At 75.1% G+C, this 14,340-nt stretch carries 12 protein-coding genes; 5 read left to right on the plus strand and 7 right to left on the minus strand.

From position 1 onward, the window contains the following. Nucleotides 1-57: 57 nt before the first annotated feature. The 3 genes from F1D97_RS05345 to F1D97_RS05355 all read left to right on the plus strand — a co-directional run bounded on the left by F1D97_RS05345 (nucleotide 58) and on the right by F1D97_RS05355 (nucleotide 3,629). Nucleotides 58-516, plus strand: coding sequence for a pyridoxamine 5'-phosphate oxidase family protein (locus F1D97_RS05345; RefSeq protein ID WP_236122762.1), 459 nt, complete (start codon nucleotides 58-60; stop codon nucleotides 514-516). A 190-nt stretch (nucleotides 517-706) separates the two neighbouring features. Beyond that, complete coding sequence (locus F1D97_RS05350; RefSeq protein WP_236122764.1) at nucleotides 707-1,030, plus strand: MTH1187 family thiamine-binding protein; 324 nt, start codon at nucleotides 707-709, stop codon at nucleotides 1,028-1,030. 532 nt (nucleotides 1,031-1,562) lie between these two features. Next, nucleotides 1,563-3,629, plus strand: a complete 2,067-nt coding sequence (locus tag F1D97_RS05355) for a restriction system modified-DNA reader domain-containing protein (RefSeq protein ID WP_236122765.1) — start codon at nucleotides 1,563-1,565, stop codon at nucleotides 3,627-3,629. 23 nt (nucleotides 3,630-3,652) lie between these two features. On the opposite strand, the gene F1D97_RS05360 is transcribed toward F1D97_RS05355, so the two are convergent. The 6 genes from F1D97_RS05360 to F1D97_RS05385 form a co-directional block, all read right to left on the minus strand. Further along, complete coding sequence (locus tag F1D97_RS05360) at nucleotides 3,653-4,669, minus strand: alpha/beta hydrolase (RefSeq protein ID WP_396022579.1); 1,017 nt, start codon at nucleotides 4,667-4,669, stop codon at nucleotides 3,653-3,655. Between the two features lie 132 nt (nucleotides 4,670-4,801). After that, a complete protein-coding gene (locus F1D97_RS05365; RefSeq protein WP_236122766.1) occupies nucleotides 4,802-5,758 on the minus strand; it encodes a zinc-binding dehydrogenase in 957 nt (318 codons plus the stop codon). A 61-nt stretch (nucleotides 5,759-5,819) separates the two neighbouring features. After that, the gene (locus tag F1D97_RS05370; protein ID WP_236122768.1) at nucleotides 5,820-6,536 is read right to left on the minus strand and encodes a DUF5995 family protein; all 717 of its coding nucleotides are present in this window, start codon (nucleotides 6,534-6,536) and stop codon (nucleotides 5,820-5,822) included. A gap of 113 nt (nucleotides 6,537-6,649) precedes the next feature. Beyond that, nucleotides 6,650-7,384 carry a maleylpyruvate isomerase N-terminal domain-containing protein gene (locus F1D97_RS05375; protein WP_236122769.1) on the minus strand — a complete coding sequence of 245 codons (735 nt, stop codon included), beginning with the start codon at nucleotides 7,382-7,384 and terminating at the stop codon, nucleotides 6,650-6,652. Between the two features lie 40 nt (nucleotides 7,385-7,424). Further along, nucleotides 7,425-8,660: a homoserine O-acetyltransferase MetX gene (gene metX, locus F1D97_RS05380; protein WP_449727693.1), complete on the minus strand. Its 1,236-nt coding sequence runs from the start codon at nucleotides 8,658-8,660 to the stop codon at nucleotides 7,425-7,427. 149 nt (nucleotides 8,661-8,809) lie between these two features. Beyond that, nucleotides 8,810-10,129, minus strand: a complete 1,320-nt coding sequence (locus F1D97_RS05385) for a bifunctional o-acetylhomoserine/o-acetylserine sulfhydrylase (RefSeq protein ID WP_236122771.1) — start codon at nucleotides 10,127-10,129, stop codon at nucleotides 8,810-8,812. A gap of 547 nt (nucleotides 10,130-10,676) precedes the next feature. Here F1D97_RS05385 and F1D97_RS05390 point away from each other — a divergent pair. Next, a complete protein-coding gene (locus F1D97_RS05390) occupies nucleotides 10,677-12,119 on the plus strand; it encodes a C40 family peptidase (RefSeq protein WP_236122772.1) in 1,443 nt (480 codons plus the stop codon). 96 nt (nucleotides 12,120-12,215) lie between these two features. Here the strand turns inward: F1D97_RS05390 and F1D97_RS05395 are convergent, their stop codons facing one another. Beyond that, nucleotides 12,216-12,713 carry an inorganic diphosphatase gene (locus F1D97_RS05395; RefSeq protein WP_094181767.1) on the minus strand — a complete coding sequence of 166 codons (498 nt, stop codon included), beginning with the start codon at nucleotides 12,711-12,713 and terminating at the stop codon, nucleotides 12,216-12,218. A 182-nt stretch (nucleotides 12,714-12,895) separates the two neighbouring features. Here F1D97_RS05395 and dacB point away from each other — a divergent pair, with 182 nt between their 5' ends. Then, nucleotides 12,896-14,320 carry a D-alanyl-D-alanine carboxypeptidase/D-alanyl-D-alanine endopeptidase gene (gene dacB, locus F1D97_RS05400; RefSeq protein ID WP_236122774.1) on the plus strand — a complete coding sequence of 475 codons (1,425 nt, stop codon included), beginning with the start codon at nucleotides 12,896-12,898 and terminating at the stop codon, nucleotides 14,318-14,320. Nucleotides 14,321-14,340: the final 20 nt, after the last annotated feature.

A 14,340-nucleotide genomic window follows, 5' to 3' on the forward strand; every position in this document is an offset into this window, starting at 1 on the left:
GCCGCGTGGTGGCTCGTCGTCGTCGCGCATGTCAGTGGTCGGCGGTGTGATGGCGGGATGGGTGCACGAGTGCGATGGGTGGACGTGCGGCGCGAGGCGCCGGAGCTGGCCGAGGTGGTCGAGAGGGTGTTCGGCTCGGGGACCAACAAGACGCTCGCGACGCTGCGCGCGGACGGCTCGCCGCGCATCTCCGGCACGGAGCTGGAGATCGGCGACGACGTGACGCTCGGCATGATGCCGGCGTCGCGCAAGCTGCAGGACGTGCTGCGGGACCCGCGCGTCGCGATCCACTCGCCGACGCTCGAGCCGCCGCAGGACCAGAAGCAGTGGGTCGGCGACGCGAAGCTCGCCGGCCGGCTCGTCGAGATCCCGCTGCCGCCCGGTGCGCTGCCCGGCGCGTACTTCGCGCTCGACGTCACCGAGGTGGTGCACACGGGCCTCGACGAGGCGGCGACGAGGCTCGTCGTCACGGCCTGGCACCCGGGCCGTGGCGTCACGCGCGTCGAGCGCGAGTAGCCGCACCGGGTTCGCGTCCAGGAGTGCGACGAGCGGGGGCGTCGCGTTCGGTCGGCGTCGTGGTGGGTCGGCGTCGTGGTGGGCCGGCGTCGTGGTGGGTCGGCGTTGTGGTGGGCCGGCGTCGTGGTGGGTCGGCGTTGCGGTCGGTCGGCGTTGCGGTGGGCCGGCGCTCGGGTGCAGGGTCGGACGCATGCTGGTCGCGTTCTCCGTCTCACCGCTCGGCGCGGGCGAGTCGGTCTCGGGCGCCGTCGCGGACGCGGTCCGCGTGGTGCGTGAGTCCGGTCTCCCGAACAGCACCGACGCCATGTTCACCACGATCGAGGGCGAGTGGGACGAGGTGATGGACGTGGTCCGCCGTGCCACCGAGGCCGTCGGTCGGCACGGGAACCGCGTCAGCCTGGTCCTGAAGGCCGACATCCGGCCCGGGCACACCGGTGAGCTCTCGGGCAAGGTCGAGCGGCTGGAGGCCGCTCTCGGGCGGCCCGACGACGAGAGCGCCGACCCGCGCGGCTGACCGGTTCGCCCGCGGCCTCACCCGCGGCTGCACCCGCGGCTCATGGTCGAGCGGGCACTGGAGGGTCGTCGAGGCTACGTCCCGCAGGCCGTCGAGCAAGGCGCCGGACGGGGTGTCCCAGGCGTCGTCGTCGGCGTGCCGCGCGCGTGTCGCGCGACACGGTGCGGGCCGCGGTGGACGGCACGTGACACCCGCGCCCGACCGGGCCAGGATGGCGCCCGGGAGCGGTCACGGCCTCGTCGTCCGACCTCGTCGTCGCCGTCACCCGCACGGCCCTGTCCTGCGGCGGAACCTGACCCGTCCGGCGGACAGACCGGACATTCGCGGCCATGCGAGAGTATGCACGCGACGACCGCCACGCGGTCGGTCGGACGGACGGTCCGGCTCGGGAGCAGGGCCGCCGCGGTCCGCGCCGCCCGCTACCCGCACCAGCACGACCACGCGCGACAGCACCACACGCACGACAGCACCACGAACGACAGCACGACCCGCACGCACGACGCAGCGCGACCCAGGAAGGCCGGCGAGACGGATGCCTCTGTTCGAGCTCGACGACGGCCGGCCGCGCCTCGTCCAGCCGATGCAGCCGCTCCCGGCGTCGTTCTCGCAGGACCTGGCGCTGCTGGTGCAGCACCATCTCGCGGCGATCGCGGGGGAGCCGCTGTTCCCGGTGCGGTACCGGGCGAGCGCGCCGGACCACGCGGACCTGCCGGAGCTGCTGGCGCTGGACTCGACGGGTCGTGCGGTGGTCCTGGAGGCGGTCCAGGTGCTCGACGACGACGCGGTGGTCGCGGCGCTGCGGCACGCGGGCGCGGCGTCGCGCATGACGTCGACGGACCTGGCGCGGGCGTACCACGCGGACCCGGAGCGGTTCGCGGTGGACTTCGCGGCGTTCCGTGAGCAGGTGGCGTTCGGGATGACGTCGAGCCGCCGCGAGGGTGTGCGGCTGGTGGTGGTGTGCTCGGAGGTCGCGCCGGAGGCGGCGGACACGCTGGGTTACCTGCGTGGTCCGGGCCGGCACGTGGACGTGCTGCAGCTCGGCGTGGTGCGCGGGGTCGACGACCGCCGGTTCCTGGACGTGTCGCCGCTCGCGCGGCACGAGACGGTGCGCCGTCCGGTGGAGCCGACCGCGTTGCGGTTGGTGCGGTCGAGCGAGGCGTCGTTCGCGACGGCGATGGCGTACGAGGACGGTCGGCGTCGTCCGCCGTCGCCGGTGGGCTCACCGCGTGCGGGTGCGCCGGGTCTGCCTTCGACGTCGGCGTTCCCGGGTGGTGGTCCTTCGGCCGGCGACGGTGGGGGTCGCCCGGCGTCCGCGTCCGTCCCGGCGATCCCTGCGGTCCCGCCCCCGCCTCGTCCGACGAGCGTGCCGGGTACGACGAGCGCGCGGGGAGCCGCCCGGTCGAGCGCCCCGACGCCCGCGTCCGGCGTCGCGGCGAGCATGACGAGCGGACCCACGACGAGCGGACCCACGACGAGCGGACCCACGGCCAGCGGACCGACGACGAGCGGACCGACGACGAGCGGACCGACGACGAGCGGACCGACGACGAGCATGACGAGCACGCCCGGCCCGACCAGGTCGAGCACGAGGGCCAAGGACGCCCGCCCGGCGTCGGAGACGGTCTCGTCGACGGCGCTGCCGGTCGCGGGCACCCCGAGCGCGCAGGTCGGTGCGCAGACCCGCGCGGTCCCGGCGGTCGTCCCGCCCTCGGCGCCGCGTTCGTCGTCGTCGTCGGTGCACGGCCCGGCGGCACCGCGCGGGGGTGCGCCGGCGTCGTTCGCGCCCCGCTCGTACTCGCCGCCGGCGAACCGCACGACGTCCCCGTACGTGCCGCCGGCGAACCACGCGCCGACGAGCGACGTGCCGTCGAACCCTGACCTCGCGAAGCCCGCGACGGCGTTCGGCGCGGTCGTCGGGACGGGTGCGATGCCGTCCATCCCGGTGACGCCGCGCTCGACGACGGGGTCGCGTGGGACGAGCACGGCTCCGACGCCCGCGACGGCCCGCCCGGACGGCGGGCGCGGCGACGGGGTGTCGCCGCTGTTCGAGGCGCTCGCGGACGTGCTGTCGGGCCCGGTCGCACCGACCGACCGCGCGGGCGCGGGCGCACCCGCGAGGCCGTGGCGCGACGACGCGCTCGCGGGGTCCGAGTCGGCGAACGCGTCCCAGGTCGGTCCCGTGGCGCCGCACCCGCACGGTCTGAGCGCGGCCGCGGAGGCCTGGCCGCAGTCCCTGCCCCCGGCTCCGGCGACGTCGACCGCGCCCGCGGCGCTCCCGGCCCCGCCCGCACCTCCCGCGGCGCCCGAGCCCGAGCCGCGTGACCCGAACCTGCCGTACCCGGAGCTCGCGATGCTGGCCAAGCGTCGCCGTGCGCTGGCGACGCTGGTGTGGCTGCGGGAGCGGCGGGGGCAGCGGCTCGTCGCGGAGCTGCAGTCGGACGGCACGATCCTGCTGCCGGACGGCGCGCTGTTCGTCGACCCGGGGGACGCGGCGGCGTACGCGTCGGGGTCGACGGTCGAGGTCGACGGCTGGCGCGCGTGGCGGCTGGGCGACGGCGGTCCGACGCTCGCGGAGGCCACGGGCCGCGACGACGTCTGACGGCGGCGGCCGGCGCGGGACGGTCAGGTCCAGCCGTACCCGGCGGACCACCGGTCGAGCTCGGCGTACACGCGCGCCCGGACGGATGGTGCGGACAGCACGAGGTCGTGCATCCCGCCGGCGATCCGCACGACGGTGACGCACGGCCCGAGCTGCACGGCGCGGCGGGCGAGGAGCTCGACGTCGAGCACGATGTCGGCGGACCGCATGTCCTCGTGCCAGCGCGGCGTGATGAGGGTGCGGGTGGACGCCATCATGAGGATCGGCACGTCGACGGTGAGCCCGCGCGCGACGAGCGTGTGCCCGGTCATGATCGCGGACAGCCACCCGGCGCGGACGGGGAACGCGGGCGTGGGGCGCCAGCGCTCGTCGAACGTCCACTCGCCGCCGGTCGCGGCGGACAGGGTGCGGTTGTAGTAGCCGGGGTCGATGTTCGGCAGGGGCGCCTTGGGCTGGAACCGGGCGAGCTGCGCGACGGCGGGGCTGGACAGGTGTCGCAGCAGGCCGGAGCCCTGGAGCTCGAGCCAGGGGGAGTTGAGGACGAGCCCGGCGACGCGTCCGGGGTTGCGGTGCGCCCAGAGGGCGGCGACGAGCCCGCCGGTGGAGTGCCCCATGAGCACGACGCGCGCGTGCGCGCCGAGCTCGTCGCGGACGACGGCGAGGGCGGCGGCGAGCTCCTCGTCGTACGTCTCGAGGTCGTCGACGTAGCCGGGGGTCTGGTGCGCGCGCAGGCTGCGGCCGTACTTGCGCAGGTCGAGCGCGTAGAACGCGACGCCGCGCGCGGTCCAGTGCTCGGCGAGCCCGGTCTGGAAGAAGTAGTCGGACCAGCCGTGCAGGTACAGCACGGCGCGTGCGGGGCGCAGCGCCTCGTCGGTCGGGGGCCGGTGCCGGACGAGGGTCGCGACGACCGCGCCCTCGTCGTCGGGGGTGAGGTACAGGGTCTGCGCCTCGTAGCCGGGGCCGAGCACGTCGGGCACCCAGGTGCCGGGCGGGGACTGGACGGTGGGGACGTCCTCGTCGGGCACGTCCTGGTCGGGCACGTCCTGGTCGGGCACGTCCGCGGCGCGCTCGTCGGGCCCGGGAGGGAGCGGGGCGTCGGGGGAGGCCGACGAGCGGTCCGTCCCGCCGGTCGTCACGTCGCCCACCGCGCCACCCCCTCGTGCCCGACCGCGTCAGACCGTCAGGACGATCTTGCCGAACTGCTCACCGGCGTCGAGCCGCCGCAGCGCGTCGTGGGCCCGCGCGAGCGGGAACGTCGTGTCGACGAGCGGGCGCACGCCCGTCCGGGCGAGGAACGCGAGCAGGTGCTGCAGGTCGTCGCGTGAGCCCATGGTGACGCCGGCGACGGTGATCTCGGAGAAGAAGAGGCGCGTGAGCTCGGCGGCGGTCGGGTCGCCCGAGGTGGCGCCGGCGACGACGACGGTCCCGCCGGGTCGGACGGAGCGCATGGTGTGCGACCAGGTGGCGCGGCCGACGGTCTCGAGCACGAGGTCGACGCGCGGCACGCGGGCGCCGGTCTCGACGGCGGCGGCCGCACCGAGCTCGAGGGCGCGCGCCCGGCGCTCGTCGGAACGGCTGGTGACGAGCACCTCGAGCCCGGCCGCGGCGCCGAGCAGGATCGCGGCGGTCGCGACGCCGCCGCCGGCGCCCTGCACGAGCACGCGCTGCCCGGGGGTGGCGCGGCCGGTGGTGAACAGCATCCGGTAGGCGGTGAGCCACGCGGTGGGCAGGCACGCGGCCTCGACGAACGAGAGCTCGGCGGGCTTGTCGACGAGGTTCCAGGTGGGCACGGCGACGCGTTCGGCGAGGGTGCCGGGGTACCGCTCGGACAGCAGGGACCGCGGTTCGTCGGGTCCGACGCCGTGCCCGGACGCACCGCCGATGACGCCGTGGACGACGACCTCGCGCCCGTCGACGACGCCCGCCGCGTCGGTGCCGAGGACCATGGGCAGCTGCTCGGCGAGCAGCCCGACGCCGCGCAGCGACCACAGGTCGTGGTGGTTGAGCGCGGCGGCGCGCACGTCCACCACTGACCAGTGCTCGCGCGTCCTGGGCTCGGGTCGGTCGCCGACCTCGAGGCCGGAGACGGGGTCGTCGGGCGAGAAGGCACGTGCGTAGGCCGCGATCACACGGTCACGTTACCGACGGGTAGCCGCCGAGACCCGCGGTTCGCGCGCGACGACGTCAGGCTCATCCGCCCGGCCGGTCCAGCGGGTCGGGGAACACGGTGAGCAGCTGCCGGCTCACGAGCCCCACGGTCCGCGCGAGCGCGTCGCGCGCGGCGGCGGCGACGAACCCGATGTCCCGCAGGTGCCACAGCGTGAGTGCGCTCGCCCACGCGGCGTCGCGCGCCTTGTCGATCGAGAAGCTCGACACGAGGTCCGCGACGGGCGACAGCTCACCGCCCGCGGCGACGATCCGCTGGTCGAGGAACGACTGCCGGATGGGCCGCACGACCTCGGCGAGCACGTCGTTGACCCGCTCGAAGTCGGCGTGCACGCCGCGCGTGGTGGGCGAGATCCCGCGCGCCTCGCACGTCGCGACCACGGCGAGCGCCAGGTCGTGGTTGATGTGCGCGTTCATCCCGGCGAGCGCGAACTGGACGGGCCAGATCCGCGGGTGCGCACGACGCTCGACGAGCGGCGCCCACGCCCGGTTGACGGTCCGTCGCGCGGCGAGGTCCCGCGGTACGTCGAGGTACAGGTCGGCGAACCGGACGTCGAGGTCCTCGACGAACGCGGGGTCCGCGAACGTGCCGTCGACGACGCGACGAGCGACGAGCACGGTGACCTGCCGGTACACGTCGCTGAACACGCCGAGCCCGTCCGCGTGCGGCCACTGCTCGCGCTCGGCGTCCATCGCGGCGACCACGCGCCCCAGTGCGACCGACCCCACGACCTGCCCCATGCGACCACTGTGGCCGAGCCCGCGCCCCGTGCCCAGGATGAAGAGCGAGGTGACGAGCAGGCGAAGGGCGCAGGCGACGAGCGCGGGACGACGAGCGCGGGACGACGAGCGTGTCAGAGCAGCGGCAGCATGCGCCCGAGGTCGGGCAGCGAGTCCCCGGTCCACCGCGGCGCGAGCGCGACGGCGAGCGCGTCCACGTCGTACGGCTCCCGCCCGGCGGCGAGCCGCACCCACCGGCGCGGGTCGGTGACCTCGAGGTCCCACCCGCCGCGCGCGACGACGATCGCGAGCAGCTCGTCGGCGACGAGGCGCAGCGCCCCGGGCTCGACGGGGTCGGGTCCGGCCCCGGCGCCGGGCACGCGGTGCACGGACGCGAACAGGTCGTCGGCGTGCACGACGAGCTCGACGACGCGCGAGACGGTCATGGTGGACAGCCGGACGGGTCCGCGTCGGGCCTGGACGACGCCGTCCGTCCCCCCGTGCGAGGAGAGGGTCGCGAACGCGGCGGCGGCGCGCGCGTCGATCCACGCGACGGGGTCGTCGGCGACCTGCGCGGCGAGCTCGCGCGTGGTGTCGGCGATGTCGGCGGCGCGGCCCGCGTACGTGCCGAGGTACTCGGCGAGCGTGAGCGGCACGGTCCCGGCGGGCAGCGGCGTGCAGGCGGCGAGGGCGTCCATGGCGCGCCCGACGTGCGCGACGAGCTCGGTGACGGTCCAGCCCTCGAGGACGGACGGGGCGTCCCCGACTCCGGAGCCGGCGGCGTCGTCGACCACGTCGACGACCCACGCACGCAGGCGCTCCCACTGGTCGTGCAGCGCGGTCGTGGCCTCGGCGAGCGTCGCGGTCATGCCGTCATCCTGCCGTGCGCGGGGCGACGACGCGGCTGGTTCAGGGCCGGCTGCGGACGTGCTCGGCGAGGAAGTCCGCGACGAGTGCGCCGACCTGGTCCTCCTCGATGAGGAACCCGTCGTGCCCGAAGTCGGAGTGCACGACGCGCACGGGCCCCGCACCGGGGACGTGCGCGGCGATCCGCTCGGACTGCGCGACGGGGAACAGCCGGTCGGTGTCGACGGCGACGACGAGCGCGCGCGCGGTGATCTGCGACAGCGCGTTGTCCACGCCGCCGCGGTCGCGGCCCAGGTCGTGCGTGAGCATGGTGCGGGTCAGGGTGACGTACGTGTTCGCGTCGAACCGCCGCGCGAGCTTGTCGCCGTGGTGCTCGAGGTAGGACTGCACGGCGAACCGGCCGCCCTCGAGGGGGTCCTCGGCGCCCTGCGGGATGCGGCCGAACCGCTCGTCGAGCTCGTACGCGGACCGGTAGCTCTGGTGCGCGATCTGCCGGGCGAGCCCGAGCCCGCGGTGCGGGCCCTCGCCGGGCGCGGCGTCGTAGTAGTCGCCGCCGCGGAACGCCGGGTCCTGCTGGATCGCGACGAGCTGCGTGTGGAAGTTGGCGATCTGGTCGCCGGAGCTCGCCGCGGTCGTCGCGATCGCGACGAACGCCTCGACGCGCTCGGGCTCGGACGCGGCCCACTCGAGCACGCGCTGCCCGCCCATGGAGGCCCCGATGACGAGCGCCCAGCGGCGGATGCCGAGCAGGTCGGCGAGCCGGACCTCGGCCGCGACCTGGTCGCGCACGGACAGCACGGGGAACCGCGAGCCCCAGGGGCGTCCGTCGGGCGCGGGGGAGGCGGGGCCGGTGGACCCCTGGCAGCCGCCGAGCACGTTGGGGGCGACGACGAACCAGCGGTCGGTGTCGATGGGCGCGCCGGGCCCGACCATCGACTGCCACCACCCCGGCGTGGGGTGGCCGTCGCCCGCGTCGCCGGTGACGTGCGAGTCGCCGGTGAGGGCGTGCAGCACGAGGACCGCGTTGGAGCCGTCCTCGGCGAGCGTGCCCCACGTCTCGTAGGCGAGGCGCACGGCGGGCAGGCGGCCGCCGGACTCCAGGGCGAACGGTCCGAGGTCGGCGAGCTGCCGGCGCCCGAGCGGGTCGCCGTCCTGCCACGCGGCCGAGGCGGGCACCGGGGGGCGCTCCGCGACCGGCACGCGGCTGGTCCGGGTACGGGCGTGCGCGCTGCCGGCCGGGTGGCTCACGGCAGCGGCCGTCACGTTCTCGTCGGACACGGTCAGCCAATCTACGGAAGGGGGAGGAACCTCGCCCGGCGTCCCGTCCACCGGGACGGCGGTGGCGTCGGGCGGGGTGGTCGCACGGCGGGCCGTGCGGGGTGCGGACCGGGCGGGTGTCCGGGGTGACGCCCGCCCGGCCCGGGTGCTCAGGCGCCCTTGGCGGCGCGGAAGCCGGCCTCGAGGTCGGCCAGGATGTCGTCGACGTGCTCGATGCCGACCGCGAGCCGCACGAGGCCGGGCGTGACGCCGGACAGCGCCTGCTCCTCCTCGGTGAGCTGGCTGTGCGTGGTCGAGGCGGGGTGGATGACGAGCGAGCGCACGTCACCGATGTTCGCGACGTTCGAGTGCAGCTCGAGCGCCGAGACGAACGCCTGGCCGGCCGCGGAGCCGCCCTCGATCTCGAACGCGAGGACGGCGCCGCCGCCGCGGGGCGCGTACTTGACCTGGTTGGCGTGCCACGGGCTCGACTCGAGGCCCGAGTAGTGCACGCCGAGCACGTCGTCGCGCGCCTCGAGCCACTGCGCGACCTTGGTGGCGTTCTCGACGTGGCGCTCGAGGCGCAGCGACAGGGTCTCGATGCCCTGCGAGATGAGGAACGCGTTGAACGGCGAGATCGCCGAGCCGAGGTCGCGCAGGAGCTGGATGCGCGCCTTGAGGATGTAGGACAGGTTGGCGCCGAACGCGGAGCCGACGCCGAGCGCCTCGGCGATCTTGAGGCCGTGGTACGACGGGTCGGGCAGGTTGAAGCCGGGGAAGCGGTCCGGGTACTGCGCGTAGTCGAACGTGCCGCCGTCGACGATCACGCCGCCGATCGCGGAGCCGTGCCCGCCGAGGTACTTGGTGGCGGAGTGCACGACGACGTCGGCGCCCCACTTCAGCGGGTTGATCAGGTAGGGCGTCGCGACGGTGTTGTCGACGATGAGCGGCACGCCGTACTCGTGCGCGACGCCGGCGACGAGCTCGATGTCGAGCACGTCGGACTTCGGGTTGGGGATCGTCTCGGCGAAGAACGCCTTGGTGTTGGGGCGGATCGCGGCGCGCCAGGCCTCGGCGTCGTGCGGGTCGTCGACGAACGTCGTCTCGACGCCCAGCTTGGGCAGCGTGTAGTGCAGCAGGTTGTACGTGCCGCCGTAGAGCGAGGGGCTCGCGACGACGTGGTCGCCGGCCTCGGCGACGTTGAGGATCGCGAACGTCTCGGCGGCCTGGCCGGACGCGACGAGGAGCGCGCCGACGCCGCCCTCGAGGGACGCGATGCGGTTCTCGACGACCTCCTGCGTGGGGTTGCCGATGCGCGTGTAGATCGGGCCGAGGTCCTGGAGGGCGAAGCGCGCGGCGGCGGTCCCGGCGTCCGGGAACACGTAGGACGTGGTCTGGTAGATCGGCAGGGCGCGGGCGCCGGTGGCCGCGTCGGGGGTCTGGCCGGCGTGGATCTGGCGGGTCTCGAAGTTCCAGTTCTCGTTGCTCACTGCTGGCTCCTTGTGGCGGGGTGGGTCCGCGGGGAGCTCGGGCAGCCGACGTCCGACCCGCGGAGGGGGGAGTGGCGCACGGTCGAGACGGGCTGGTGCGGGGCGTCGTCGGGCCGGAGCGAGGTCCGGGCGGCGACCTGCCCGCAGGCATGCCGAACGTGCGCTGGTCAGCGACACATTCGACGAAGCATGGGCCGAGGCTACGGGCTGCGTCCGCGCCGCAAAACGGCCGTCTTGCCATGTGGGATGGCCGTCTCATCTCCGTCCGTCGCGGTGCTGGTCGGGACCTACGTCTCAGATGGTGGACGCATCCCGTCGCATCTGTCGGGTTCGTCCCGGATGTGACTGCTGTGAAAGGAGTGACTCTTGTGACTGGAGTTCACTTCTGTGGCACGCGTGGGTACCGTCCGAGAACACGGACCTCACCGTCGAGGTCACGGCCGTGGGCGGACGTGCCGATGACATCGGTACGAACGCGCCGGACCGGACATCACCGGCACCCGGGCGGGAACGGCGAGACATCGGCACGACGAAGGGCACGCACCAGGTGGAGCGACGAGGACGACGAGCGCGCGGCGCAGGCGCGCTCACGGTCGCGACGATCGCGGCGCTGCTCGTCAGCGCGCCCGGCGCCGTCGCCGACCCCACGGGCCCCAGCGACCAGGACGTGCGCGACGCACGCGCCGCCGTCGGCCGCGCCGAGCGGTCCGTCGCCGAGATGGAGATCCGCCTCGCGCAGCTGTCCGCCGAGTCCGACACGGCGACCCTCCAGGTCCAGCAGGCCGGCGAGGCGTACACGCAGGCCATGAGCGACGCGCAGGCCGCGCAGCAGACCGCCGACGACGCCCAGGAGCGCGCCGACCAGGCCGCCGAGGACGCCGAGCGGGCGCGCCGCGAGCTCGTCGCGATCGCCCGGCAGGTCGCACGGTCCGGCGGGTCGGCCGACCTCGTCGAGTCCCTGCTGTCCGCCGAGGGCTTCGCCGACGTCGCTCGTCGGACCTCCGCGATGGACCAGATCACCCGCAAGGCCGACTCGGCCGTGCAGGGCTACCAGGCCGCCCGGCTCGTCTCGAGCACGCTGGCCGGCACGGCGAGCGACGCCGCCGCGACCGCGTCCCGCGCGCAGGACGACGCGCAGTCCGCGCTCGACCACGCGCAGGAGCTCGCCGACCAGGCGGACGCCGCGCAGGCCGCCGCGCAGACCGAGCGCGAGGCGCTCCTGCAGCAGCTCGCCGCCGCGCGCAGCACGAGCATCGAGGTCGAGCGCGAGCGGCAGGCGGCCATCGAGGCCGAGCGTCGCGCACGCGAGGAGGAGGAGGCTCGTCGCCGCCGCGAGGAGCAGCAGGACCCGACGCCCGTCGAGACCCCCGACCCGGAGCCGGTCCGCACGCCGGACCCGGAGCCGACACGCGACCCGGAGCCCGACCCGACGACTCCCGCGCCGAACCCCACGACGCCCGCGCCGCGTCCGACGACCCCGGCCCCGAACCCGACGACCCCGGCGCCGAACCCGACCACGCCGGCCCCGAACCCGACGACCCCCGCCCCGCGGCCCACGACGCCCGCGCCGGCGCCCACGCCGACCGACCGGTACGGCCTCGGCACCGGGGTCTCGCGCGGCTCGGCGTCGCAGGGGCAGAAGGCGGTCGCGGTCGCGAAGACCCGACTGGGCGCGCCCTACGTGTGGGGCGGCACGGGCCCGGGCTACGACTGCTCGGGGCTCACCATGACGTCGTGGAGCGCCGCGGGCGTCTCGCTGTACCGGACCTCGCGGGACCAGTACAAGCAGGTGCTCAAGATCCGCTACGCCGACATGCGCCCCGGTGACCTGGTGTTCTGGGGCACCAACCCGAACAACCCGGACTCGATCTACCACGTCGCGATGTACATCGGCGGCGGGCAGATCATCGAGGCCCCGCGGCCGGGCCTGACGGTGCGCATCACGTCGATGCGCTACTCGGGCTCCATGCCGTTCGCCGGCCGGCCGTGACCTGACGGCGGTCCACGGACCGGTGCGCGACGAAGGCCCGGCCCCTCGCGGGGTACCGGGCCTTCGTCGTACCCGGGCTGGGAGCCCGGGTGAGGCTCAGTGCTGGTCGTAGCCGGAGTCGATCGCGCGCTGGCGCGAGCGCTGGATCTCCGCCTCGGCCTCCGCGCGGCCCACCCAGTGCGCGCCCTCGACGGACTTGCCGGGCTCGAGGTCCTTGTAGACCTCGAAGAAGTGCTGGATCTCGAGGCGGTGGAAGTCGGAGACGTCGTCGATGTCCTGACGCCACGCGGCGCGCTGGTCGCCCGTCGGCACGCACAGGACCTTGTCGTCGCCGCCGGCCTCGTCGCGCATGCGGAACATGCCGAGCGCGCGGCAGCGGATGAGGCAGCCCGGGAAGGTGGGCTCCTCCAGCAGGACGAGCGCGTCCAGCGGGTCGCCGTCCTCGCCCAGCGTGCCCTCGATGAACCCGTAGTCGTCCGGGTAGCGGGTCGAGGTGAAGAGCATGCGGTCGAGCCGGATCCGCCCCGTCGCGTGATCCACCTCGTACTTGTTCCGCTGACCCTTCGGGATCTCGATCGTGACGTCGAACTCCACAGCACTCCTGTCGGCTCGCCGGCGCACGGCCCACCGGTGGGAGGGGGTGCGCGCTCGCGGCGTGGTTCGGTGACCCGGCGCGCCGGAGGTACAGGCGCACCGACTGTTCCGTCATAGTCTGACGCACCGGTGGGCCGACCGTCCCATCGGACTTCCCCGAGGCCCCCGAGCGGAGCGTGACGATGGCCACAGGCGCGCGAGTCGTCGGCACGACGATGCTCGTCCTGGTGCTCGGCGTCGGTGGCTACGTGGCGGCCGACGCGTACGACCTCGCGCCCGGGTTCGTGACGCTCGACCCGGTCCCGCCGGACCCCGCGCCGTTCCCGACGGCGCCCGCCGCGGTCGAGCCGCCCGACGTGGTCCCCGCGCTGGGACCCGTGCCCGACGACGCGCCCGTGCCGGCCTCCGCGCCGGTCGACGCTCTCGTCGAGGACCTGGTCGCCGACGAGCGGCTGGGCGAGGGCGGCGCGGTCGGCGTGGTCGTCGCGGACCAGCTCACGGGCGAGGTCGTCGCGCAGCACGCCGCCGACGTGCCGCGCGAGCCCGCGTCCACCGCGAAGCTCGTCACGGCCGTCGCGGCGCTCGGCACGCTCGACCCGGCCAGCACGTTCACGACGAGCGTCGTGCGCGGCCCGGGGAACCAGGTCGTGCTCGTCGGCGGCGGCGACATGATGCTCGCGGCCGACGAGGGCGACGCGACCGTCGTCAACGGGCGAGCGGGCCTGGGCGACCTCGCGCGAGCCGCGGCCAAGCAGCTCAAGCTCGTCGGGCTGACCGAGGTCACGCTGCGCGTCGACGACACGCTCTTCACCGGTCCGCGCACGAGCCCCGGCTGGGACGAGGGCGACCTGAACCTCGGTTACGCCGCGCCCGTGACGCCGCTCGCGGTGAAGATCGCGGCGACGAAGGAGGGCGTGGAGTACCCGCCGCGCTCGCCGGACCCGTCGATGGCCGCCGCGGAGGTCTTCGCGACCCGGCTGACCGAGGCGGGCGTGAAGGTGACCGGGCACGCGACGCGGGGGCAGGCGCCGTCCGGCGCGACCGTTCTCGCGAGCGTCAGCTCGGCGCCGCTGCAGGACGTCGTGCACTACTTCCTCGAGTCGTCGGACAACACCATCACCGAGGTCGTCTCGCGTGCCGTCGCGCTCGACCAGGGCCTGCCCGCGAGCTTCGACGGCGGCACGCAGGCCGTGCTGCGCGCCGTCACGCGGCTCGGCGCCGACACCACGGGCGCGACCCTGGCCGACGCGTCCGGGCTCGCCGAGGGCTCCCTCCTGACGCCGACCACGCTCCTGGACCTGGTCCAGCTCGTGTCCGACCCCGCGCACCCCGAGCTGCGCTCCATCGCCGCGGGCATGCCGATCGGCGGGCTCACGGGCACGCTGTCCGACCGCTACCTCACGTCCGACGCGCGCGGGCTCGTGCGCGCCAAGACCGGCAGCCTGTCCGGGGTCAAGGGCCTCGCGGGCAGCGTGCTCGACTCCCAGGGCCGGCAGCTCACGTTCGTCGTGCTCGTCAAGCACGCCAAGGAGACCGGCCCGTGGGGCCCGCGCCAGGCGATCGACGAGTTCGTCACCGAGCTGCACGCCTGCGGCTGCCGGGGCTGACCGCGCAGGTCGCGGGGGTT

Source organism: Cellulomonas palmilytica, assembly GCF_021590045.1.
GTDB lineage: Bacteria > Actinomycetota > Actinomycetes > Actinomycetales > Cellulomonadaceae > Cellulomonas > Cellulomonas palmilytica.